The organism is Leadbettera azotonutricia ZAS-9 (assembly GCF_000214355.1).
Taxonomy (GTDB): Bacteria; Spirochaetota; Spirochaetia; order Treponematales; family Breznakiellaceae; genus Leadbettera; species Leadbettera azotonutricia.
Window position 1 is genome coordinate 1,913,045 of record NC_015577.1, and the last position, 23,438, is coordinate 1,936,482.

Here is a 23,438-nt window from a genome sequence, read left to right on the forward strand (position 1 = left end):
AAAACACGGGGGTAACTATGGGGAGAATTTTTGATCCTGTTTTTATGATACAGTCGGTTCCGGAAATTCTTACAGCCCTGCCGATTACCCTCTTGTTGGCATTTGTGTCCGCTATTATAGGGCTGGTCCTGGCCCTGGTAATAGCTCTTATCCGGTATTTCAATGTGAAGGTTCTTACCGAAATAAGCAAAGTGTATGTGTCCTTTATCAGGGGTACCCCTGCTTTGGTTCAGATCATGCTGGTTTATTTCGGCATACCTCTTATTCTAAAAGCCCTCAACGAATATTGGGGAACCAATTTTAACGTGAACGGTGTTCCCCGTCTTGTTTTTGCCATAATTGCACTGTCCCTTAATGCAGCTGCTTTTATGTCCGAGACTATCAGGAGTTCCCTCCTGGCAGTGGACGTGGGCCAGCTCGAAGCTGCGTATAGCGTAAACATGAGCGTTTTCCAGGCATTACGGCGCATTGTAGTTCCCCAGGCTTTCAGCATCGCCATTCCGCCGCTGGCAAATACCCTGGTTTCCATTATCAAGGAAACATCGCTGGTGTTTACGATTTCCATTATCGATTTAATGGCCAGGGCAAAAATAGTCGGTTCCCGGGGTTACCGGTTTTTCGAAATTTATGTGGTGGTTTCTGTCATTTACTGGGTGATCTGTACCATTATTTCACGTCTCCTTTCCAAAGCAGAAAAGGGCGCCAGGAAACACGAGAGGAGCATTACTGCATGAGCATTTTGGACATTAAGAACCTAAGCAAAAGTTTCGGCAGTAATCAGGTGCTTAAGGGAGTAGACCTCCGGATAAACAAAGGTGAAATTGTTTCTATAATTGGTCCTTCGGGAACCGGCAAAACAACCTTGCTGCGGACTATAAATTGGCTTGAAAAGCCCGATTCCGGTTCCATTACCCTGGACGATGTTACCGTTTATGCGGAAACTGCGAAAAAAGTTGATATACACAGGCTCCGCTCAAAGTCGTCCATGGTGTTTCAGCATTACAATCTTTTTAAAAATAAAACCGCCCTGCAAAATGTAACAGAAAGTTTATTAATAGTAAAAAATATCCCCAAAAAAGAAGCAGAAGAAAAGGGCTTTGAATTTCTGCACACAGTAGGAATGGAAGACAAAGCCAATGAATATCCTTCCCGGCTTTCGGGAGGCCAGCAGCAGAGGGTAGGCATAGCCCGGGCCCTGGCTGTGGATCCCCAGGTGATGCTGTTTGATGAACCAACCAGTGCCCTCGATCCCGAATGGGTGGCAGAAGTTCTGGATGTAATCAAGCGTATTGCCGGGAACGGGATGACCATGATTCTGGTGTCCCACGAAATGCGTTTTGTAAGTGAAGTAGCCAACAGGGTGATCCTGCTGGACGGCGGAAATATTGTCGAGGACGGTAAACCCGAACAGGTGTTTAATCATCCTGAACACGAGAGAACCCGGCAATTTCTGCAGAAAAACCGCGATTTTGAAGTGGTTTGGTAGTATTTTGGAGGAATATAATGAGCAAGATTTTTTATCCCGATTTTTTTAATGATGTGTTCGGCCCTATAATGCAGCCTGGGTCTTCTTCAAGTTTTGCAGGAAACAGCAGGGTAGGGCACGCCGCCTCTTTTACCATAAAGGGCAAATTAAAAAGAGCAAAAATACGCTTTAACCTCAGCGATAAAGGCCGTATACGCAAGCTCGGCAATATGATGGAAGACCGCGCCTTTTTGGGCGGCCTTCAGGGTTTTGCAACCGATGACGAACGATTGTTCAAGTCCCATGAACTGGCCAGGGAAAATAAAATATCCTATGAATTCGGCGCATTGGATAAAGATACTCCTTACCCCGGATCAGTCTGTTTTGATCTTGAAAGCGATAAAGGTGAAAAAGGAAGGCTCATCGGCGCATCCATAGGCGGCGGCATGATCCTTATCTCCGAGATAAACGGCTTCCCTGTTGAATGGCAGGGTGACAGCAACGCACTGTTTTTTAAACCCGGCGTTGTTCAATCTAAAATCGACACCTTAATAAAACATCAAGGCAGCGCTGTATTAGCGCAAAAAATCCTTAAATCCGCCAGCGGAGAAGAAGCCCGATTTGTTGAGTTTTCAGAACTCCCTGCAGAAAAGGATCTTGAAAACTTTGCCCCGGAAGAATTCCTTGTTTATAGGGCATTGCTTCCGGTGGTGAGTTTTAACGGACGGCAGCCCCAGCTTTTTAAGAATGTTGATGAATGGATTGCCTATGCAGAAGCAAAACATATTTCTTTTGTGGAAGCTGCCATTGCCTACGAAAAAGCCTTTTCTGGCTGGGATGAAAAACGCATCTGGGCATACTTTGAACATATCCGCGACATACTGCTTAACCAGATACATGCTTTGGAAGATCAGGGCATTGATCCCGTTCCCGATACCCCCTTGCTCCCTGTGTACGGCAAACAATGGAACCGTTATAAGAAGTCCGGCAAAGTGCTGCAGGATTCGTTAACATCCCGCATCATGGATTATGCCTTTTCCGTAAATGCCAAAATACCGGGGGTAAAAATTGTTCCCGGCCCCATGGGTACTGGCGGCGGCTATCTTTTTTCCGCCCTGGAAGGCGTCAGGGAAGCCAGAGGCCTTACCCGTCAAAAGCAGCTGGAAGGCCTCGCAGTAGCAGCAGGGCTGGGCGCCATTGCCTTTTCCAACTGTCATGCATCGGGGGCTTCGGGCTGTGTGGGTGAATCGGGTATATGCTGCGCCATGGCTTCGGGAGCCATCACCTGGATGGCGGGCGGCACAGGACAGCAGGTTCAGCATGCCGCTTCAATGGCCCTGCAGGCCAATATAGGCATACCCTGCGACCCCATTCCCGGAGGCCTCGAATTCCCCTGCCTTACCCGTACGGTTCGGGCGGCTGTTACCGCCCCCCTTTATGCGGATATGGCCTTGAGCGGCATAGATCCCCTTATTCCCTACCACGAGGTACTTCACGCTATCGAGCATACCAGGAATCTTTACCCCGAAGCGATCTGCGGCGCCGACTGTGGAACCAACTGTACCCCCACTGCAGAAAAGTGTCAGCGCTTCCTTTCCGGTGAAGTAATGGAAGGAAAGATGAGGTGGGAGGCGGCCGCGTCTTGAACAGGCCTTGAACCCTCTTTATTCGTGGCGAGGGGGTTAATACCCCGCCCCTTGGGGCGGTTAAAAAGGTATTAAGCCCCGAGTCCAATTCCTTAAGAGAACAACATACCTCGCGGCTTGCCGCGGGGTTGTTGATTTCACCGTTACTATGATCATGCGCTATGAAGAATACTCAAAGTCCTGAGGACAGCGGCCCTTTCTATAGTAAAGGTCTCAAATTTTCCTGTACTCAATGTTCGGCATGCTGCAGGTATGAAAGTGGTTTTGTATTTCTTTCCGAAAAGGACCTTTATGTTCTGTCAAAGTCTTTGAAAATGGGATATACTGAATTTATGGAAGCCTTTTGCCGCTGGGTTCCCTTTTCAGCCGGTTCTGAGCGGCTATCGCTCAGGGAGAAATCCAATCTGGACTGCATTTTCTGGAAGGACGGTTGTTCTGTTTACGAAGCTCGGCCTCTGCAGTGCAGGTCTTTTCCCTTCTGGCCCGCAGTACTTGATTCCAAACGGGCGTGGAAGTCAACGGCGGAAGTTTGTCCGGGCATGGGGCAGGGTAAACTCCATTCTGCCGAAGTAATAGAGGACTGGCTTGAACAACAGCATAGAGAAAGCGTTATTATAAGGAAGACCTCAAACCCTAAGGGGGGGTATTGATGCAAATCCGTTTTTTTGGTGTCCGCGGCTCCATTGCGGCGCCGCAGCTGCCGTCCCAGATAAAGTCTAAAATTTCCGCCATCCTGGAACGGCTGACCCCCGAGGATATAGCCAGTCCCGAAAACCGTGAACACTTTCTGGCAGGTCTTCCGCCCTGGCTTTTCGGTACTGTGGGCGGCGTCTGCATGTCGCTGAAATATCCAAAAAGATAAAGAGCGGCGATAGCCCACATATTCTCTGACGCACTTAAAATTTTTCTGTTCGACGAAACAGTTGTCGTTTTTCTTGTAGGGGCGGGAGCGGGTAAAGGTAATGTGGTTGGCATCACACCAGGACAGGAGGGTACGGTTGATAAATTCGCTGTCATTGTCACTATCGATACCCAGGAGGGGAAACGGAAGGATGTGGGGGAGAGAAGAAAGCCCCTCAAAAGCCCATTTTTGAGCTTTATTGAGCAAGGCGAAGAGCTCAACCCAGCCGGAAGAGACATCAGTGGCGGTCAGGGTGAGATTAAACTCTCCCGTATCCCGTTCGCCGCAGTGATGGACGGTGTCAACCTCAAAAAAGCCCGGTTTTCGATCATCCCAGGGGTAATGGGTTCTGACCTGAATATGCTTTTTGAGCAGATTCCCCGATTTCGTCCCGCTTATTCCCCGGAAGGTCAACTTTTTTCGGTCTTCTTTCAGTGCCCGGTCAATAGTCGCCGGACTTATGGTCAGGAGTTTGGACTGGATTTCCGGAGTGATATGAAAGGCCTCCCGTACGGCGATAAAGGCCATCTGGGAGCGTAGAAAGGGAGCTAAAAGCTTCCCACAGCGATACCAGAAGAAGGCCCAGATGAGGCGGAGGGCGGCAATGACCTCCGGCCCATAGATTTTCTTCCCCTTCCGCTTCGTGCGTTTTTTCCCAGTCGCCTTGAGCTTCACGAGCTTCCCGTCAAGCCGAATGAGTTTTTCTTTTCCCTCGTTTTTCAGCTGATGCAATGCGTACTTGCGGTGATCCCCGGAGCGTACTGCTGCCGCAAAAAAGGGCAGGGGGTATATTGCCACTGTTTATACTTACCTTAAATAATTAATTTTAGGTCTGTTCCTCGTCTTCATCTTTTTTATCGTCATCACCTTCTTCTTTTTCCTTTATTTCTTCATACTCATCCCACTCGCTTACAGACAACGGAGGCGTACCCCAAATCATATCTTACCACCTTTTTCACGATTTATTATTTCAGAAACCTGTGAATACCTTAATAATATAACAATAGAGCCGATTTCAAAATCAAGCCAAACAAGGCTTAAAGTAGTGTAGATATTTTTGCGCCGCCAAACATAGTACGGCAATCATCAAGACAAAAGTAACCTTGCGATTGCCTTTGACATATATTTTCCCCGGTATCAAATTGTCTTTTAAATGCGAATAGGCCCGTTCGACTGTCGTGCGAATTTTATACCGTTCCTGTTTCGCCGGATCAAGGGGTGCGCAGATTTTATCATTTCTGGAATTGGGATCGATAACGGGAACCCGGCGGTGACGGCGTATAAATTGTTTAATGTCTTTTGCGTCATAGGCCGCATCCATTACAGAATATAAATGTCTGACTTTCCCCATGGTCATTTTCTCCAGCAGTATCGCCGCCTGGCTGTCATGGACATTTGCCCCGCTTACAAAGGCGCTTGCCGGAAACCCTGTGTCGGTAACATCAAGATGTAATTTGTATCCTTTCCAATAACTCACCTTGCCCTGACTGTTTTTCTTGCAGCCCCAGGCGCATTCCTGGTTTAATTCCCTCGTGATTTCAGAAATATCCTTTTTGGCCTGTTGCGCAAGAACGGTTGGTTCTTTTATCGTTTTTGGAGCGTCTTTGGGCCTTCTTCCCCGCTTTTTAAGCGCTTTTGGGACTGTTCCTTTGGTTTTCTCCTTCGGACTTTCCCGGGATTCTATCGCGGTTGAATCCCGGCAGATATGGATAACCGGTAAATCTTTGTATGCCTGTTTTACTAATTCATCCAATATATCATTCAGTACATCCGCCTTACTGATATCGTTAAGACGCCGTGAAAATGTTGTCCTGCTGGGGACTTTTTTAAATCCGCAGAGCTGGCGTAGATTGGGGTCTGACCGTAATGTTTCCACAAGCGCCTTCATGTTCGGTATGCCAAAATGGTTCACCGCAAAAAAGGCCCGGAAGAAATTCATATAATCATACGCCTTCCTTCCGACACCCCGGTAGGTATGAATCAGGCGAGGAGAGCAGCTTTCTATGACTTGCAGTATTAAGATAAAGTTCCTGTGTTCGCCGCCTAAATGTTCCTCGAAAAACTGCTGTAATTCATGGAACCCTTCAAAAAGACCTTGTTTCCCGCCGATGATTTGTGTTATGCTCTTCATATGAGGACTCTCCCTTTGATATTTTGGTGGTTCAAATTATCTTAGCGGGTTGTCCTCATTTTTTCAATCTATTTTGATTTTGAAATCGGCTCATTAATAAAACAATAAAAAATACTATTCAAAAAAATGCTAACATATTCAACCGTCTACTTTTTCATACAGTTCTGAAAAGAGACTATTATCTTGAGTAAAATCTATTTATCTGTTATTTTGGTACTGATAGGATTATGGAATGGACGGAATAAAAGAACGGATAAAACAAGTCAGGACGTTCCTGAATATCTCCCAACGGGAATTCTCTAAACGGATATTTATTAGCCCAACCTTACTAGGTGAAATTGAACTGGGAAACCGGAAAGTAAAAGACAGAACAATTTTGTTAATTTCTACAGAATTTAACGTTAACAAAGATTGGTTATTAAATGGTGATGGTGATATGTTTTCGGTGCCGCCGCCTGATATTCAACTTGAGAAATTAATTGATATATTTAAACAACTTGACAAACCGTTGAGAGATTATTTATTGGAACAATCGAAAGGGCTGTTGAAAATCCAAAAAGAGAATATAGATAAAGAATAATCTCAAGTGGGTCTATTTTTTGCGGTTTTTTCAGATTAAGCTTTATTAGGAAGAAGAATTCCATACAAAGGACGGAAGAGCTGGAAAAAATGCTGGATTGTGCCTATGAGAATTCGGATGCTGACCTATGCTATCCACTTTTTCCCCTTCCTTTGTGTCCTCATGGCCCCCGAAGCTTTGCGGAACTCAGGGGGAAAAAGCCCGGATCGGATCGTCTTATAATACAAATCCCTTGAATATCAGCATTTTCTGCAAGGCCCTCCAGACCAGCGCGGCAACTTCGCCGGGGCTTTTGGATGCGTCGATAATTTCGATCCTGACGCCCTGATCCCGGAAGCGGGGCAGCATGGCCTTGTAAAGGGAACGCACCCGGATTTGGAATTCCAGTTCTTCAAAAATATCCTTTGACGCCCTGGTTTCCATGCGTTTCTGGGCGGTTTCGGGGTCCAGATCAAAAAAGAATATGACTTCAGGGCAGGGGAAATCCTTGTTGAGGTAAGAGGGAAGCTCCTCCCCGCAGGTGATACCCTGGTACACCAGGGAGGAGGGAATATAACGATCGGATACAACCAGTTCCCCCCTGGCGCAACGCTCTATAATGCCGTTTTTCTCGTAGAGATGCTCAGAACGGTCCGCCGCAAAAAGGCAGGCTATGGTCTCGGGCTTTAAGGCGGTTTCGTGCTTTAAGCCGCTGCGTATAATGCGCCCTATAGGGCTGTCAGTAGGCTCAAAAGTATCATAAAAGGAGGGAAGGCCCTTGCCGGCCAGGCTGAAATGCTCCTTGAGCAATTTTAGCTGGGTAGTGGTGCCAGAGCCGTCGCCGCCTTCAAAAACTGCAAAATTCGTTAGGATTTCCATAGCTGGTTAATCTTATCATAGCTTGTGATCCGTATTTCTGCTATACTGTGAACCAGGAGATTGAAAGTGACAGAGGCAATAAAACTTGACGAGCATTATACCTATGCTGACCTCCTGACCTGGGACGACCTATGAGATGCCTTCTACCGCGAGCATAGACGCTGTTTATAAACTCAACAAGTACCAGAAGGCCAAAGTCAGGGAATACTGGATAATTGATCCGGACAACAAGATCCTTTTACGTTATACTCTGGAAAAAGAAACCTACTCCCTCAGCCAGTACGAATTTGACAAGCCCGTGCCGGTCGCAATCCTCCCTGACTGCGCCATTGATCTGGGCGCAGCATACGCAGATCAGGAGATGTCCAGACGCTAGATATGGTCAAGTCCCATAACTCATTGCCCAAGAGGGGCAAGGTAGTCGATACTGATAATGGAGGAATGGGCCTTTTTGGAACTGAAATTCGGGGGAGGGAGCTGGAAGGCGAACACCCTCATAAGGACAGGCGTATTTTTTCTCAGCTTTTCGGCTATGGTGGTCCTTACCTCCCTGGTGCTGCGCCCCATTCAGTCAACCATGATCGCTGCTATGGAGGGTTTAAGGGACGGTTTAATCACTCGGGTTGAGGTTTTTACCGGCCGCACCTTGGTTTACGGTTCCCTGGGGCCTTCGATCTTTGGAACTCTGGACTTACGGGATGTAAAGATACTGCGTGATGACGGCACAAGCATCCTGTCTGTTTCGCGGCTCAGGCTGTCTTATTCGCTCCTTAACCTTCTCCAGGGCAAAATCAGCGAAGCCTTCAATTCTGTCCGGGTTGACCGGCCTATCCTGACTCTGGACTTCGAAAAAGATCAGGATTTGAAACGTCTTTTCGCCCAGCCAAGCCAGGATGAACGGCCGGCGAATTTTTCATCATTATTGCCTGAAAATTTCCAGATACGCCTTAGAAACGGTGAATCGGAATTCATGAGCAGCCCCGGAACAGATTCTGTTCCCTGGAATTTTAAACTTCAAAACCTGGGGCTGGATGTATCTTTGCGCAAAGGCCGCATTGTCTTCCAGGGAAAATGGAATGCCCGGGGCGAATTGAATATGGGGGCGCCTTCGCCTTCCCTGAATGCTGCCATGAACGCCAGGGTTAATGGGGAATACTCCTGGGTGGATGGGGAGGGCAGGGGGAATTTTGTCATCCCCTCCCTGGCAGGGAATTCTTTCAGGCTTAAGCCGCTTTCGGTGAGCATAGTTTTCAGGGATCAAAAATTCGAAGTCAGGAAGATTTATGACAAGTCCCCTATGGATTTGGCTTTTACCTATGACCTGGAGGAGGAAAAGCTTGCCGCTTTTTTCGGATGCGAAAATTTTTCGCTTCAGGATCTTGTCACCCTTACCGGTGCATGGAAGGATTACAACAGCTGGGCATTGCTCAGGCTTTCGGGCAAGGCCTCCCTTGAAAAAACCGGCGCCCAGGGCCCTCCTGTATACGATTTTGATCTTTCGGGTCTCATACCTGCCCGGTCGCCCATTGGGGCAGCCTCTGTTGCCATAAAGGGCAACGGAGATGAAAAAGCCGTATCGATTGAGGAACTGGCTGTAAATTCATCCAGGGGCAATATTCGCTTCGACGGGAAACTGGACTATAATCCCCTCACCCCTACGGGAAACCTTGTGGTTTCCGAACTTGGCCTGGCAGGCACCGAAGCTCCCCATGAAAAGCTCAATGCTGCTTTTTCCATTTATTCAAGCGGTCAGAAGATTAGCTTTTTTGGCGAGAATCTCAGCGCCGGGAACCTGACCTTGTCGGGCCTGGATGGTTCTGTGATCCATGAAAAAGACGGGCTTACCTTTGCCTTGTCCGCCATGAGGTTTAAAGAATTGGATTCCTACGGGGATGTGCGCTTGAGCAGTTTTTCCCTTGACGGATCTGTCGATTATGATCCGCGCCATATACAGGCCAGCCTCAGGCTGGATTCGTTTTCCGTAAGGGACATACTGGAATTGCTAAAGCCCCTGGGAACAACCCTGCCGATCATTTCACTAAGCGCGGTGGACGATCTTTCTGTGACCACGGAAATTTTCTTTACCACCGATTATGAGCACATGCTCTACAATGCCCCCCGTTTTGTGGCTGCTTATGAAGGCCCCAGGGACATTTTGGCCATCACCTCCCTTTCGGGGACGGATCGGAGGTTCGAGCTTGAAGAGGGCCGCATCAGCTGGGGGGGCGGCGAGGCCGAGCTTTCGGCTTTTGCCGATTTTTCAAATCCCGACGATATTTCATTCTCCCTCCAGACCAACCACAAGGATCTGATTTATTTCCTGGAAGGATCTGTCCTGGACAGGAGATCCCTGAGCATAAGGGGGTCCTATGGCTTCCAGGCCTATCTCAGCGCAGCGGGCATGGGTTCTTATTCGGGCTATGTGCAGGGGGAAAACATTCCCATACCTTCAGGGGATCAGAACGCCCTCCTTTCGTTTATGGCTTCCCTCCGCTACGATTCCCTTGACCTCTGGTCCGCGGATCTGGATCGCTTTGAAATAAGCGATATAGCGGCGCCGGGTTCTTCTTACGCTTCCCTGCGCTTGTCGGGTCTGGCGGATCAGGACGGGGCCCGAATTTCCAATTTATTGTACGACGATGGCAGGGGTGCCCTTTCAGGCATTTTGTCCCTTGATTGGGACAAGGGATACCAAAATTTGAGGCTTCTGGCAACAGTTTTTGATACCCAGGGGAAAGAGCATTACGATCTGTCCGCTTCTTATAATGACAAAACCCTTGGCCTTTTTCTGAAAGGGGAAGGCATGCAGCTTGCCCGCATTGCCCAAAATGCATACGGGGCGGTAGCCGCAGGGAACGCAAGCTTGTCATGGAGGACAGGCTCCGAATTCGAAGCCCAGGTTGATCTCGATTCCCTTGTGTTCCGCTTAAACGATACCGATGTCAGGGTCGAGGCCAGCGCATCGTTGAACCCGAATGTGTTCTTCCTGGACAAGTTCACCCTGAATTACAGCGGCCTGGAAGGGACTATGCCCTATTTCAGGGTAGACCGCCGTGCCAGCCTGGCGGAGGTCCGGGCAGAGCTGCATGGTGCTCTTGCAGGCAGGGGCCTTGATATTTCCCTCAGGGGGCAGGCTGAATTCCAGCCCCTGGCTTCCTGGTTCAATATAGAGGATGCCCTGGATTCAATCTCGGGCTCTATTGCCATGGACACAGCCCGCTATGATACCTTCGAGGCCGACGAGCCTTTCAGCTTTGCCTTTTCGTCTGTCCGAAACGAGGCAGGCCCTCAAATTGCTGTTTCGGGAGGGCCCAGGAATATGATACGATTCAGGTATTCCTCTGTCCCGGGCAGCAGGGGGGGCGACTTTTACGCAGCCCTCTCAAGCCCATCCCCGGTGCGGGGGGCTTTTATCGGGAACATCAGTGCCGGCGAAATCGACGCCCAGGTTTCGGATCTCTATGTGGATATGGGGACCCTTTGGGGGTTCATCCCTCCTGATTTTGTGGTGGCCTTCCCCGGAGGCATTGTAACCGGGGCCATACATATAGCAGGGCCTTTGAGCGATCCGGAATTTTACGGTTCAGCCAGGGCAACCAGCCTGAAAATTCTGGTGCCCCAGTTCATTGCAGCGCCTATACGGCCTGTGCCGGTGGCCATCGCCCTGAACGGCAATGAGATGTCTTTTGGCCCCGTGGATGCTGCTGTCGGGAATGGCTCAGGGTTGGTTTCGGCATGGTTCCGTTTTGACCGCTGGATACCCAACATTTTCAATATGGATATCGTGGTGCCCCAGGAAAAAGCCATCCCCTTTGGCCTCGATATTTCCGGCATTCTTGCCCACGGCCTGGCTGCAGGGCATCTCAATCTGGATATGCAGGACATGATCTTTACGGTTTCAGGGGATCTTACAGCCCAAAATACCGAGATCAGCCTTAACGGCGATGAGCTGGCCGCCATGGAGACTGCAAGCCTTCAGCCCCATACTTCAAGCATATCCACCCTGATAGACATAACCATAAAAACAGGCAGACGGGTGGAATTTTTCTGGCCCAGCGCTGATTTTCCTGTTCTGCAGGCCTATACGGACATGGGGACGGGCATACATATCACCAGCGACGCTGTTTCGCGGCGTTTTACCCTGCAGGGTGATGTCAAACTCCGAAGCGGCGAGATTTTCTACCTGGAGCGGAATTTCTATCTCCGGGAAGGCACCCTGTTCTTCAACGAAAGCGAGCTCCAGTTTGATCCGCGAATATCCGCCAGGGCGGAAATCCGCGATCAGGGGGAGGAAGGGCCTGTAACCATATCCATGCTCATCGATTATGCTCCCCTAAAGTCCTTTACCCCCCGTTTCGAGTCCAACCCGCCCCTTTCGCAGCTTGAAATCTTCTCCATGCTGGGGCAGAACCCCCAGGGGGCTTCGGATCAAACGAACCAGCGGAATATACTGATTTCGGCCAGCGCCGACGCCCTTACCCAGTTTGCGGTTACAAGGCGGTTTCAGCGGGTAGTGAGGAACTTCCTTGGGCTGGACATGTTCTCCGTGCGTACCCAGGTGCTGCAAAACATGGTTTTCCAGGCTGCAGGCTTCAACAATGGGTCGAATACCCCCTCCACCGGCAGCGGAACAGGCACTACGGGAGAAGAAACTATGCCCGGAGAGCGCCGTGCCGGTAACTATTTCGATAACACTACTGTTTTCTTAGGTAAATACATTGGATCGGATATATTTGTCCAATCCTTGTTTTCGTGGCGTTATGATGAGACAAAGCAAACCTGGGGGGGCATCAGGTTTGAACCCGAGATAGGCCTGGAAATGAAGAACCCGCTCTTTAATATCCAGCTTAATATTTTGCCCCTTCACCCGGAAAACTGGTTCATTGACGATGTTTCTTTTACCTTTACATGGAGGAGATCCTTCTAGCAGGGGTAGGTTTCCTTAATTATTGTTTTTCTGGTATAGTCAGAATGAAGGAGCTTAGATGCGCTTTAGGTTTTTAGTGTTGCTATTGGCGGCTGTCACGGTTTTTTCCGTTTTTCCCCAGGATGTGGAATGGTACCAGGGCAAACCCATAAAGAATATTGTTTTCGATGGACTAAACAATGTAAAATCCAATGAACTGGACGGTATTACCGAGCCCTACCTGGGCCAAAGCTTCGGCGATGATGTTTATTGGGAAATACTGGGCAAGCTCTATGCCCTGGAATACTTTGAAACCATCAACCCTACGGCTTTAAGGGCGGACACCCAAGGGAACGAAGTCATACTCCGCTTCACAGTCACCGAAAGGCCCCAGGTCTCCCGCATAAACTTTGTGGGCAACAGCGGCCTAAGGCGCAACGAGCTTTTGGACACAGTGACCCTCAAAATCCATGACGTGGCAACCCAGGCCAAACTCAGGGTGGACGAGCTGGCTATCACCAATAAATACCTTGAAAAAGGCTTCCCGGATATTAAAGTGCGCTCCGAAATGGTGCCCGGCGCCAATGGCTCTCTGGTGGTCAACTTTTATGTTGAAGAGGGCGAGAAGATCACTATCGAGGAATTCCGCTTCGAAGGGAATTCAGTGTTTTCCGCCAGGACCCTTCAGCGCCAGCTGACCTTAAAAACCAAGGGCATTATTGCGGACGGGGCTTTCCAGGAAGCCAAGCTTATCGCGGACCGGCAGGCCCTTACCCAATACTACCATGATAGGGGCTATATAGACGCGGAAATAGTGGATGTGAGCCGGGAAATCAGGAAGGATGAGAAGGGTGGAAACAACCTGACCATCACCTTCAGGCTTTATGAGGGGCGCATTTATAACTTTGGCGGTATCACCTTTGAGGGGAACAAGATTTTTACCACTGAGCAGCTTGCCGCCCTGGTGTATTCAAAAGTCGGGGATGTGGTAAGCGATAAAAAGATCCAGGCCGATCTTATGCGGGTAACCGATCTCTACCTCGAAAACGGCTACCTTTTTAACCGCATAGAGCCGGTGCCGAACCGTGACGCGAGCCAGGGGCTGCTGACCTTCAATATAATGATAGTGGAACGGGGCAGGGCCCATATCGAAAACATCATTGTCCGGGGGAATGAAAAAACCAAGGATAATGTAATACTCAGGGAAATTCCCCTTGAAGCGGGGGATATTTTTTCCAAAGCAAAGGTAATGGACGGCCTCCGCAATCTTTACAACCTCCAGTATTTCTCCAATGTGATTCCTGACACCCCTGTGGGCAGCTCCGATGCCCTCATGGATCTGGTGATCAATGTGGAAGAGCAGCCGACCACGGATGTGCAGTTCGGTCTGACCTTCTCGGGTTCTTCGGATCCCGATGCGTTCCCGATTTCGGGCATGGTAAGATGGAACGACAGGAATTTCCGCGGCTCGGGCAACCAGATAGGGGCGGAAGTAAATGCTTCTCCTGACACCCAGAGCGCTTCCCTCGACTACACCCAGCGATGGATTTTCGGCTTGCCCCTTTCGGGGAGTTTCGATTTTACCGTGCAGCATACAAAACGCCTTGCCGCCATGGATAATATGCCCCCTTATTTCAACAACGATGACAGCGACAAGGCCTATGCTTTCCCCGACGGTTTTGGTTCCCGCGAAGAATATGTGGAAGCAGGGAAAATACCCTCCAGCGAATTCCTCCTGCCCTATAATCAGTGGCGCCTGTCTCTGGGCGTTTCCACTGGCTACAGGTGGTCTACCTTCGTAGGCAACCTTACCCTTTCAGGCGGCGTCAGGCTTGGCATTGTGCGCAGTGTTTTCGATTCTGATCTTTACCGGCCCTTTGATCCGGTCCTACGGAATGAAAACAATATCTGGACTCCTGCCACTTCGGTATGGACAAGCCTTGCCCTGGATCAGAGGGATGTGTATTACGATCCTTCAAAGGGCTATTACGGCATTCAGCGCATAGGGTATTACGGATTGCTGGGCATAGAGCAGGAGCATTATGTCAGGACCGATACCAAGGCTGAATGGTACATCACCATGTTCAATATCCCTATAACAGACAATTGGGCATTCAAAGCGGTCTTTGGAATACATTCGGGGCTTTCGTTTATTTTCCGTCAGCCCTTCAATGACGCGCCTATCATAGAAGAAGCCAACCAGCTCGCGGTAGACGGCATGTTCGTGGGCAGGGGCTGGAGCGGCGAATATTCCCGGAAAGGCTTTGCCCTCTGGGAAAACTGGGCCGAGATCCGCCTTCCTGTGGTGCCGGGCATACTGGCATGGGATTTCTTCTTCGACGCGGCGGGCGTCAAGGCAAAGCCGGGGGATTTGTTCTCATCCTTCGGGGCCGACGATCAAAGCTCGCCTGATTTTAGCACCTTCTTTATGCGCTTCAGCTTTGGAGGGGGTTTCCGCTTCACCATACCCCAATTCCCCTTCAGGTTCAGCCTGGCAAAGCGTTTCCTGATTCAGGACGGCTCGGTGAAGTGGCAAGGCGGCGCCATAGGCCGCAACAGCAGCAACCCTGCAAAAGGGTTGGACTTTGTTATAAGCTTTGCCCTGTCTACTTATTAGGAAGGCATGTATGAAAAGATTGATTGTATTTGTCGCTTTGGCTTTTTCAGGCTTGGGCTGGCTGGGCGCACAGCAGCTTACCCGTTTTGCGGTGGTGGATCTCCCCAGGGTCTATGTGTCGTTCTTCAGGGAATCCAGGGCGGTACGTGAATTTGAAGAGCGTAGCGCCAGGGTGCAAAGCGAGATTGACCGCATGAATGCGGAGATCCAGGCCCTTAAAAACAACCAGATCAACGCCGAATTCCAGGGAAACCAGGAACAGGCCCTCAGGCTCGAATCGGAAATAAACCGCAAGTCCGATTACCTTAAAGAGTATTACAAGCTCAAGACTGCGGAACTAGAGAGCCAGAAGGCAAAGCTCACCCAGTCGAGCTCTTTTTTGGAGCAGGTCTATGACGAAATCCGCTTCATCGCAGAGAGCGAGGGCTACAGCATGGTGCTTAACCTGAAAGAAAATACCGGCATACTTTGGTACAGTCCCACCGTTGATATAACCGACAAGCTTATCCAGAACCTTTTGGATAAAGCGCGCCGCTAATTTCTTTGAGGCGGCTACGAGCTCTTCAGAAACCAGCCCCATGCTGGATCAGTACAGGCGGATCAAGAGGGATCATCAGGGGGAAGTCCTTTTTTTCCGGCTGGGCGATTTTTATGAGATGTTCCAGGAAGACGCAGTCGAAGTCTCCTCCCTCTTGAACCTTACCCTCACGAGCCGCACAGGCCAGCCCATGTGCGGAGTCCCTTACCACGCAGCCCGTTCCTACATAGCCCGGCTTATGAGGCTGGGCAAAAAAGTCGCTATTTGCGAACAGATCTCAGAGCCTGGCAATGGCCTTATAGAACGCCAGGTGGTGGAGATCATCACGCCGGGCACCACCATTGACGAGGATTACCTTGACAGGGGAAGTTCCAATTATCTCGCCTGCCTGGCGCTTTCAAAAGAATCGTTATCCTTTGCGTACATAGATCTTTCTATCGGGGATTTTTACGCTACTTCTTTTCCCTCTGAAAACGCGGCAGAATTGCTCAGAGGTGAACTTGAACGCCTTGATGTAAAAGAAATGATCATCCAGGAATCCCTTCTGGAAGAGTACAAGCCAATCAAGGATGCAATTGACGAACGCACAGGATTGGTGCTAAACCGCTGGGCCGACTGGCTCTTTGACAAAGAGAGAAGCAGGGAACGGCTTAACAAGCAATTCGGCTCCGCAAGCCTCAAAGGTTTTGGGCTTGGCGAAAATGCCCCCGAGATAATTTCTGCCGGGGCACTCCTGGATTACCTCGACGACACTGCCAAGACTTTAATCCCCCATGTGCGCGCTATTGCTGTGTATGACGATTCTGAATTTGTCGGCATTGACGAAGCTACCCAGCGCAACCTTGAATTGATCCGGAACCTGCAGGATGGGGAAAACCATTTTACCCTCCTTGAGGTAATGGATCATACCCGCACCGCTATGGGCCGCCGCCTCCTTAAGGGTCGCATTCTTCACCCCCTTCGGGACGCGGCGAAGATAAATGCCCGGCTCGGCATGGTGGAAAAACTGTACCATAACCAGGAAAAGCTAGGCTGCTTTAGGGATATGCTTGCCAAAACCCCGGATCTCGAACGCCTTTGCTCACGCATCGCAATGGACAAGGCCCACGGCAAAGATATGGCGGCGGTGAAAAACGCCCTGAATTCTTTTGGGTTGATTTACCAGGAAAGCCGCGTCTTTGATTTTCAATTCGAAAGCCCTGAAGCTGCCCTGTTGGCAGGGGAAAAAAATTCCCAAGCCCTGGTGCTTCTTGGGGAATTGAAAAAGCTCCTTGAAAAGGGGCTGGCTGAAGATCCTTCCATACTTCTTACAGAAGGAAAATTAATTCAGGAAGGTTTTGACCCTGAGCTTGACAGGCTGCGGGAATTGAGGGACAACGGCAGAAAAACACTTGAAACATATTTGGAAGAGGAAAAAGGCCTCACCGGGATTGCAAGCCTTAAAATACGGTACAACAGGCTTATTGGCTATTACTTCGAGGTAAACAAGAACCATCTATCAAAAGTGCCGGGACATTTTATCCGCCGCCAGGGCATGGCCACAGGGGAACGGTATACTACAAACCGCCTTGGCGAGCTTGAATCCGAAATAAACGGCGCCTCTGACAAAATAATCGAACTGGAAAAAAAGCTGTTCCTGGAAATACGGGAACAGGCCAAGTCTTGCCTGGAAAGCCTTGGCAGCGCAGGCCGGTATATCGCGGAGCTTGATGCTGCCCAATCCCTTGCGCGGGCCAGCACTATACATGGCTGGGCAAGGCCCATCGTGGATAACGAAAACCGCCTCCGCATAATCGAAGGCCGCCACCCCGTGGTGGAGGCCCATCTCCCCAGGGGGGAATTTATTCCCAACGATGTGATCCTCGACGAAGCAGGGATCGCCTTTGCCCTCATCACAGGCCCCAATATGGCGGGGAAATCCACCTATTTAAGGCAGGCGGCCCTTACCGTTATTATGGCCCAGGCCGGTAGTTTTGTTCCCGCAGAGGAAGCCATTATCGGTATGTGCGACCGCATCTACTGCAGGGTAGGGGCTTCCGACAGCCTGGCCAGGGGCGAATCCACCTTCCTTGTGGAAATGAACGAGACCGCATATATACTTCATACTGCCACAGAAAAAAGCCTTGTCATCATGGACGAAATAGGAAGGGGAACAGGCACCAATGACGGCCTTTCCATAGCCTGGGCAGTGTGCGAGGATCTGCTGGACAGAATTAAATGCAGAACTCTTTTTGCCACCCATTACCATGAGCTTTCGCAAATCTCCCATCCCCGCATGTCCAACAGATCCATGGAAGTATCTGACAACAACGGGGAGATTGTCTTTCTCAGAAAACTCAAAGAAGGCTCCACTTCCAATTCCTACGGTCTCCATGCGGCGCGTCTTGCGGGCCTCCCCGAAACAGTCCTGGAAAGGGCAGGAGAAATTCTGGAAACACTTGAAGCAGCAAATCCGATCAAAGCGCAAATACCCCCCCACGAAAAAAAAGAATCCAAGGTTCCTTCGGAAAGGGAAGCGAAATTCCTTTCCAAGCTCGCAAAGCTTGATCCCGATTCCCTGACCCCCCTGGAGGCTCTTAACCTCATCCACGAATGGAAAAAATCCGTTTCAGTCCCGGGTGAAAACTTCGTCAAACGCCGTTCCCTAATAAAAGATGAATCCGGAGGGCCTTCACTCTTTGATACAGAAATTTAAATCGTTAATCCTGGAATACCTCTTCCCCTCGGGCTGCGCTGTATGCGGTTCCATGCTGCTGGATAAGGAGGACGCCTGGTACGGGCTCTGCGGCGACTGCAGAAGGAGCTTTAAAATTGAAAAAACGGAGCGGTGTTCCTTATGCGGGAGGCCCCTCATTTCGGAACAGGGAACCTGCCTTGCATGCAGGGAGCTTGCGGCAGCAGAGACTCTCCCCGCTTATGACAAACTTATAAGTCTTTACCCATATTCCGGGGGAGACTTCGCTGGAAATTCCGGAAGTTACCTAAAACTCCTGGGTTCCTACAAATTCGGAAAACGCCTCTCTCTGGGCCGCTTCTTTGCGGATAAGGTGTACGAGGCCCTGGCGATGCTTTCCATTAGCGAAAGTGAAAACCCGGAGCTGGTTCCTGTTCCGCCCCGGCCCGGAAAACTGCGCAAAACAGGATGGGATCAGATCGAGTACCTGGCACGGTTTTTGAAAAAAAGGGAAGGGGAAGCAGGCAGCCTCAAAGTGGAGCGCTGCCTCAAGCGGCTTCCTTCGGAAACCCAAAAAAAACTGGACAGGGAAACCCGAAAAAGCAATCTTAAAGGTCGTATCGTGGTTAAGGGGAAGGTTCCGAAAACCGCCGTGCTCTTTGACGATGTGATCACCACAGGGTCCACCATGGACGCCTGCGCGGCGGCCCTCAAGGAATCGGGAACTGAGAAGGTTTACGGAATTTGCCTTTTTTATGATTGATGCAACCCACGTAAACCAGGCCAATATTCAAGGTGTAACCAAGCTCTTCCTTTTTGTCTTCGTGTCCTTTGTGTGTGATTAAACTCTTCTTTTATCCCTCTTTCCAAAACCTCCCAAATAGTACATATTTTTGATATCTTGGAGGATATTTCGAATGACTATTTCTAAACGTATCTCACTCCTGGTGGGTCTTTTGGTGCTCATAGTGTCAGCTAGTTTGGGGTTCATTTCCTTGACCATTTCTACAGGGATTGTAGAAAAGCATATGCTCAATACCCTGACTACCGAAGCAAAGCTTGGCGCGGATCTGGTCTCCACAACCATTCATTCCGAACTTGATACCCTGCAGGAATTGGCTAACCGTACACGGACTCAAAGCCTGGTCTTCGAAACCCAGAAAAGCTCTCTGACGCCGGATATCAAACGCCTGGGTTACATGGCTATGGCCTTTGTGGATATGGACGGGATTGCCCATTATTTTAACGATGATCCCACTACAAACCTGAGTGAAAGGGCTTATATGCAAAAAGCCCTTAAAGGGGAGCAGGAGGCCGCTGTGGTGCTCAGCAAAACCATTAACCAGATGGTAGTTATCTATGTCGCGCCGGTTTATAAGAATGAGTATCACAATGAGGTTGTGGGTGTGCTCATGGTACGAAAGAGCATCGATACGCTAAGCAATATTACGCTAAGCATAGGAAAGTATGATTCAAATATGCATGCTTATCTCTTTGACGAAACAGGAACCTTTATTGCCCATGACGATGACGAACTGGTGATAAGTCAATTCAATCCCATAGAAGCGGTAAAAAAAGACCCCTCCGTAAGGTCCATGGCCGACGCCATGCAAATCATGCTATCCCAAAAACAAGGAACAGTCGAATACGATTATAAAGGGAAGAAAAATACCTGCGTATATACTCCGGTGCCGGGTTTCTCCATAACTCTTGCCAATGCAGTGGATAATTCCATCCTCATGCATGATGTCAACAGGCTCAGGAATATTACCATTATCCTGGTAGCGGGTTTCCTGCTTATAGGAATCGTTATTGCTATTCTTATTGCCCGATCCATAAGCAAGCCGGTGAACTATGTCATGGGCGGCCTTAAAGCCCTGGGCGAGGGGGATTTAACCAAAAAACTTGAAATAACTTCCAAAGATGAAATGGGGAAGCTCGAAGAGTACGTGAATAATACGGTGGACCAGATTAGGAATATGGCCTTGTCCATTAATCGCCAGGCCGGCGTCCTGTCCGACATAGGGGGCCAGCTTGCTTCCAACATGACGGAAACGGCCGCCGCCATCAACCAGGTTACCGCGAATATCCAGAGCATCAAGGGCAGGGTGCTGAACCAGAGCGCTTCGGTTACCGAGACCAACGCGACCATGGAACAGATCACCGGGAATATCGCCAAACTCAACAGCAATATAGACAGGCAGACTGAAAGCGTGGCCCAGTCTTCATCGGCTATCGAGGAGATGCTTGCAAATGTCGAATCCGTTACCCAGACCTTGATAAAGAACATCGATAATGTGAATAACCTGGCAGGCGCATCCGAAGTGGGGCGCTCGGGATTGCAGGAGGTGGCTGCGAATATTCAGGAGATTGCCCGGGAATCCGAAGGCCTTCTGGAAATCAACGGCGTAATGGAAAACATCGCAAGCCAGACCAACCTCCTGTCCATGAACGCCGCCATCGAAGCGGCCCACGCCGGAGAGGCGGGAAAGGGCTTTGCGGTTGTGGCCGATGAAATCCGCAAGCTTGCGGAATCTTCAAGCGAACAGTCAAAAACCATTTCCACCGTTCTCAAAAAGATAAAAGAATCTATCGACAAAATTTCCAAGTCCACCGATAACGTCCTCCTAAAGTTCGAGGCCATAGACGGCGGCGTCAGGACTGTGTCCCAACAGGAAGAGAATATCCGCAATTCCATGGAGGAACAGGGCAAGGGTAGCCAGCAGATACTGGAAGCGGTGGCACGTTTGAACGAGATCACCCGGCAGGTTAAGGATGGTTCCGCAGAGATGCTTGAGGGCAGCCGCCAGGTCATTACCGAGGGCAGAAACCTGGAAATGGCAACCCAGGAAATAACCAACGGCATGAACGAAATGGCTACCGGCGCGGATCAGATAAACAGCGCGGTCAACCAGGTCAACAATATCAGCGGTGAAAACAGGGACAATATTGCTATTCTTTCCAAGGAAGTGTCCAGGTTTAAAATAGCATAATGCCGTTTGCAGACTTGACAACATTTCCGCTTTCGTCTATTGTAGTTATAGACAATTGATGATTCTTTGATAAAAGGGTCCCTCGAGAGAGACCCTTTTTTGTTGCACCCGTGTTCAGGGACGAGGAAGATGATGAAGTTTACCCCAAGGGTAAAGGATGCTAAAGATAGCGCAGGCCAGATATACGATACCCTGGAACCTGTGGTAAAGGGCCTTGGAATGGCATTGATCGAGCTTGCGGTTTCAAGGCATAAGGGTAGTGGTGCTTCCAAAGGAAGCATTCAGGTAAAGGCTGTGGTTTACAGGGCCGGGGCCATTGGGATAGACGATTGTTCCAAAGCGCACAAGGCCGTGATGCCCAGGCTTGAACTGGCTTTTCCGGGCCTGGATGTGTACCTTGAGGTATCGTCTCCGGGGATTGACCGGCTCATCAAGGACGGCAGTGAATTTGCCCACTTTGAGGGACGGGGCGTCAGGTGTTACAGGACTGATATTTCGGACTGGACAGGAGGCATACTTCTATCGTCCGATGATAAAGGTATAGTATTAAAAACTTTGAATGGGGAAGCGAGCCTTGAATACGAGATAATCGCCAAGGCAAAACTGGACCATTCTGTAGAAGCATAGGAGGACAAGCCGGTGGCAACGGATATGTCGGAAGCAATTCGCCAGCTGATTCAGGATCGGGGTATGTCTGAGGAATTAATCTTCAGGACTATCGAAAGTACCCTCCTGGCGGCATATAAACGCAAGTACGGGAACGCCGAAAACGCGGTGGTCCGGTTCAGCGATGACATGGAAGTTTCAATCTACGCCAAGAAGCAGATCGTGGACGGGGTCTACGATCCTGTTTCGGAGATTGACCTTGAGGAGGCCAGGGAGCTTAATCCTGATGCCGAAATCGGGGACGAACTGCTCATAGAGGTAGACCCAAAGGAATTTGACCGCAGTTCGGTCCAGAGCGCCAAACAGACCGCCCATCAGTCTATACGGGAAATCCAAAAGGATACCCTTTATTCTGAGTACAAGGATAAGCTCAATGAGATTGTCATAGGCTATTACCAGCGGGAACGGAACGGGACTATCTATGTGGATTTGGGCAAGATAGAAGGCATACTGCCTAAAAAGTTCCAGTCCCCCCGGGAAACCTACCATGTGAACGACCGCATCAAGGCCCTCATTACCGAAGTGGCCTCAACCCCTACAGGGCTTCAGGTGGTGCTTTCCCGTACCCATACCGATTTCGTGCGGGCCATTTTTGAGCTTGAAGTGCCTGAAATTTACGATAAAACCGTGGAAATCCACAAGATTGTCCGCGAGGCTGGCTATCGCACGAAGCTTGCGGTTTATTCCAACCGCGACGATGTTGACCCTGTAGGCGCCTGCGTAGGCCTTAAAGGCGTGCGCATCCTTGCCATCATCAAAGAGCTTGAGGGCGAAAAGATCGATATACTCAAATACGATCCGGACCCCAGGAAGTTCATAAAAAATGCCCTTTCCCCTGCCGAAGTGCGGGATGTTATTATTCTTGACGAAGCCAAGCATCAAGCCCTTGCGGTGGTGAACGATTCCCAGCTTTCCCTGGCCATAGGCAAGCAGGGCCTTAATGTGCGCCTTGCCAATCGCCTGGTGGACTGGAACATCGATGTCAAGACCGATGCCCAGTTCGAAGAGATGGATATTGCTGCCGAATCAAGGCGGGCGGTTTCCAAGCTCTTTGGGGACGAAGACAATTACGATGAGGAATTTTCGAGGATCTCGGAACTCCCCGGGGTGGATACCCAGGTTGCCCAGGCCCTCCTGGACAACAATATCGACTTTATCGAAGACTTCCTGGCCCTCTCCGAAGAGGATCTTGGCGGCATCACTGCCGTTTCCCCGAGCCAGCTTGAAACCCTGCGCAAACTCATCGAGGAATATGTCGAGATAGTTGAAGAGGGCGATGAAGAATACGAGGCTGATACAGGCGAAGCCGGATCTGAAGCTGCCGAGGAAGAACAAGAAGCGGTTGCCGAAGAAGAAGCGGAAGAGTATGAATGCCCCGAATGCGGCGCAAAGATAACAATAGACATGACCAGCTGTCCGAACTGCGGAATTGGCCTGAGCTTTGAATACCAGGATGAATAAGG

At 49.9% G+C, this 23,438-nt stretch carries 18 protein-coding genes; 16 read left to right on the forward strand and 2 right to left on the reverse strand.

Translation table 11 applies throughout. The annotated features are described in order from the left end of the window. Positions 1 to 17 precede the first annotated feature (17 nt). The 6 genes from TREAZ_RS08340 (at position 18) to TREAZ_RS18235 (ending at position 4,552) form a co-directional block, all read left to right on the forward strand. Positions 18 to 734: an amino acid ABC transporter permease gene (locus TREAZ_RS08340; RefSeq protein ID WP_015711389.1), complete on the forward strand. Its 717-nt coding sequence runs from the start codon at positions 18 to 20 to the stop codon at positions 732 to 734. After that, a complete protein-coding gene (locus tag TREAZ_RS08345) occupies positions 731 to 1,486 on the forward strand; it encodes an amino acid ABC transporter ATP-binding protein (protein ID WP_015711390.1) in 756 nt (251 codons plus the stop codon). Before TREAZ_RS08340 ends, TREAZ_RS08345 begins: the two co-directional genes overlap by 4 nt. A gap of 17 nt (positions 1,487 to 1,503) precedes the next feature. Then, the gene (locus tag TREAZ_RS08350) at positions 1,504 to 3,111 is read left to right on the forward strand and encodes an L-serine ammonia-lyase, iron-sulfur-dependent, subunit alpha (protein WP_015711391.1); all 1,608 of its coding nucleotides are present in this window, start codon (positions 1,504 to 1,506) and stop codon (positions 3,109 to 3,111) included. Between the two features lie 161 nt (positions 3,112 to 3,272). After that, entirely contained in the window at positions 3,273 to 3,761 is a 489-nt protein-coding gene (locus TREAZ_RS17725) for a YkgJ family cysteine cluster protein (protein ID WP_083820267.1), read from the forward strand. Beyond that, positions 3,761 to 3,973 carry a hypothetical protein gene (locus TREAZ_RS17730; RefSeq protein WP_169312622.1) on the forward strand — a complete coding sequence of 71 codons (213 nt, stop codon included), beginning with the start codon at positions 3,761 to 3,763 and terminating at the stop codon, positions 3,971 to 3,973. The genes TREAZ_RS17725 and TREAZ_RS17730 overlap by 1 nt, the downstream gene beginning before the upstream one ends. 102 nt (positions 3,974 to 4,075) lie before the next feature. Then, on the forward strand, positions 4,076 to 4,552 hold the full coding sequence (locus TREAZ_RS18235) for a hypothetical protein (RefSeq protein WP_083820268.1): 477 nt from the start codon (positions 4,076 to 4,078) through the stop codon (positions 4,550 to 4,552). 481 nt (positions 4,553 to 5,033) lie between these two features. On the opposite strand, the gene TREAZ_RS08360 is transcribed toward TREAZ_RS18235, so the two are convergent. Continuing rightward, entirely contained in the window at positions 5,034 to 6,143 is a 1,110-nt protein-coding gene (locus TREAZ_RS08360) for a transposase (RefSeq protein ID WP_015711395.1), read from the reverse strand. A gap of 232 nt (positions 6,144 to 6,375) precedes the next feature. Here TREAZ_RS08360 and TREAZ_RS08365 point away from each other — a divergent pair, with 232 nt between their 5' ends. Then, positions 6,376 to 6,723 (forward strand): helix-turn-helix domain-containing protein, encoded by a 348-nt coding sequence (locus TREAZ_RS08365; protein WP_015711396.1) that lies wholly within the window; start codon positions 6,376 to 6,378, stop codon positions 6,721 to 6,723. A gap of 216 nt (positions 6,724 to 6,939) precedes the next feature. Here TREAZ_RS08365 and tmk read toward each other — a convergent pair whose 3' ends face one another. Next, positions 6,940 to 7,581 (reverse strand): dTMP kinase, encoded by a 642-nt coding sequence (gene tmk / locus TREAZ_RS08370; RefSeq protein WP_015711397.1) that lies wholly within the window; start codon positions 7,579 to 7,581, stop codon positions 6,940 to 6,942. Positions 7,582 to 7,717: 136 nt separating this feature from the next. Here tmk and TREAZ_RS08375 point away from each other — a divergent pair, with 136 nt between their 5' ends. The 9 genes from TREAZ_RS08375 to nusA all read left to right on the forward strand — a co-directional run bounded on the left by TREAZ_RS08375 (position 7,718) and on the right by nusA (position 23,436). Further along, on the forward strand, positions 7,718 to 7,957 hold the full coding sequence (locus TREAZ_RS08375; RefSeq protein WP_015711398.1) for a Uma2 family endonuclease: 240 nt from the start codon (positions 7,718 to 7,720) through the stop codon (positions 7,955 to 7,957). Positions 7,958 to 8,032: 75 nt separating this feature from the next. Then, positions 8,033 to 12,508 carry a translocation/assembly module TamB domain-containing protein gene (locus tag TREAZ_RS08380; protein WP_169312623.1) on the forward strand — a complete coding sequence of 1,492 codons (4,476 nt, stop codon included), beginning with the start codon at positions 8,033 to 8,035 and terminating at the stop codon, positions 12,506 to 12,508. A 58-nt stretch (positions 12,509 to 12,566) separates the two neighbouring features. Continuing rightward, positions 12,567 to 15,104, forward strand: coding sequence for an outer membrane protein assembly factor BamA (bamA, locus tag TREAZ_RS08385; protein WP_015711400.1), 2,538 nt, complete (start codon positions 12,567 to 12,569; stop codon positions 15,102 to 15,104). 10 nt (positions 15,105 to 15,114) lie between these two features. After that, on the forward strand, positions 15,115 to 15,642 hold the full coding sequence (locus TREAZ_RS08390) for an OmpH/Skp family outer membrane protein (RefSeq protein WP_015711401.1): 528 nt from the start codon (positions 15,115 to 15,117) through the stop codon (positions 15,640 to 15,642). A 40-nt stretch (positions 15,643 to 15,682) separates the two neighbouring features. After that, positions 15,683 to 18,337 (forward strand): DNA mismatch repair protein MutS, encoded by a 2,655-nt coding sequence (mutS, locus tag TREAZ_RS08395; protein WP_015711402.1) that lies wholly within the window; start codon positions 15,683 to 15,685, stop codon positions 18,335 to 18,337. Continuing rightward, positions 18,321 to 19,079: a ComFC family protein gene (locus tag TREAZ_RS08400; RefSeq protein WP_015711403.1), complete on the forward strand. Its 759-nt coding sequence runs from the start codon at positions 18,321 to 18,323 to the stop codon at positions 19,077 to 19,079. Before mutS ends, TREAZ_RS08400 begins: the two co-directional genes overlap by 17 nt. Before the next feature lie 154 nt (positions 19,080 to 19,233). Next, on the forward strand, positions 19,234 to 21,309 hold the full coding sequence (locus TREAZ_RS08405) for a methyl-accepting chemotaxis protein (protein WP_015711404.1): 2,076 nt from the start codon (positions 19,234 to 19,236) through the stop codon (positions 21,307 to 21,309). 129 nt (positions 21,310 to 21,438) lie between these two features. Beyond that, positions 21,439 to 21,936, forward strand: a complete 498-nt coding sequence (locus tag TREAZ_RS08410; protein WP_245535002.1) for an LSm family protein — start codon at positions 21,439 to 21,441, stop codon at positions 21,934 to 21,936. Between the two features lie 12 nt (positions 21,937 to 21,948). Further along, positions 21,949 to 23,436 carry a transcription termination factor NusA gene (nusA, locus tag TREAZ_RS08415; RefSeq protein WP_015711406.1) on the forward strand — a complete coding sequence of 496 codons (1,488 nt, stop codon included), beginning with the start codon at positions 21,949 to 21,951 and terminating at the stop codon, positions 23,434 to 23,436. The last annotated feature ends 2 nt before the right edge of the window (positions 23,437 to 23,438 follow it).

Excerpts from the sequence above, each read along its gene's own strand:
- TREAZ_RS08340 (WP_015711389.1), top strand. The coding sequence starts at position 18 with ATGGGGAGAATTTTTGATCCTGTTTTTATGATACAGTCGGTTCCGGAA.
- TREAZ_RS08345 (WP_015711390.1), top strand. The coding sequence starts at position 731 with ATGAGCATTTTGGACATTAAGAACCTAAGCAAAAGTTTCGGCAGTAAT.
- TREAZ_RS08350 (WP_015711391.1), top strand. The coding sequence starts at position 1,504 with ATGAGCAAGATTTTTTATCCCGATTTTTTTAATGATGTGTTCGGCCCT.
- TREAZ_RS17725 (WP_083820267.1), top strand. The coding sequence starts at position 3,273 with ATGAAGAATACTCAAAGTCCTGAGGACAGCGGCCCTTTCTATAGTAAA.
- TREAZ_RS17730 (WP_169312622.1), top strand. The coding sequence starts at position 3,761 with ATGCAAATCCGTTTTTTTGGTGTCCGCGGCTCCATTGCGGCGCCGCAG.
- TREAZ_RS08360 (WP_015711395.1), bottom strand. The coding sequence starts at position 6,143 with ATGAAGAGCATAACACAAATCATCGGCGGGAAACAAGGTCTTTTTGAA.
- TREAZ_RS08365 (WP_015711396.1), top strand. The coding sequence starts at position 6,376 with ATGGACGGAATAAAAGAACGGATAAAACAAGTCAGGACGTTCCTGAAT.
- tmk (WP_015711397.1), bottom strand. The coding sequence starts at position 7,581 with ATGGAAATCCTAACGAATTTTGCAGTTTTTGAAGGCGGCGACGGCTCT.
- TREAZ_RS08375 (WP_015711398.1), top strand. The coding sequence starts at position 7,718 with ATGCCTTCTACCGCGAGCATAGACGCTGTTTATAAACTCAACAAGTAC.
- bamA (WP_015711400.1), top strand. The coding sequence starts at position 12,567 with ATGCGCTTTAGGTTTTTAGTGTTGCTATTGGCGGCTGTCACGGTTTTT.
- TREAZ_RS08390 (WP_015711401.1), top strand. The coding sequence starts at position 15,115 with ATGAAAAGATTGATTGTATTTGTCGCTTTGGCTTTTTCAGGCTTGGGC.
- mutS (WP_015711402.1), top strand. The coding sequence starts at position 15,683 with ATGCTGGATCAGTACAGGCGGATCAAGAGGGATCATCAGGGGGAAGTC.
- TREAZ_RS08405 (WP_015711404.1), top strand. The coding sequence starts at position 19,234 with ATGACTATTTCTAAACGTATCTCACTCCTGGTGGGTCTTTTGGTGCTC.
- TREAZ_RS08410 (WP_245535002.1), top strand. The coding sequence starts at position 21,439 with ATGATGAAGTTTACCCCAAGGGTAAAGGATGCTAAAGATAGCGCAGGC.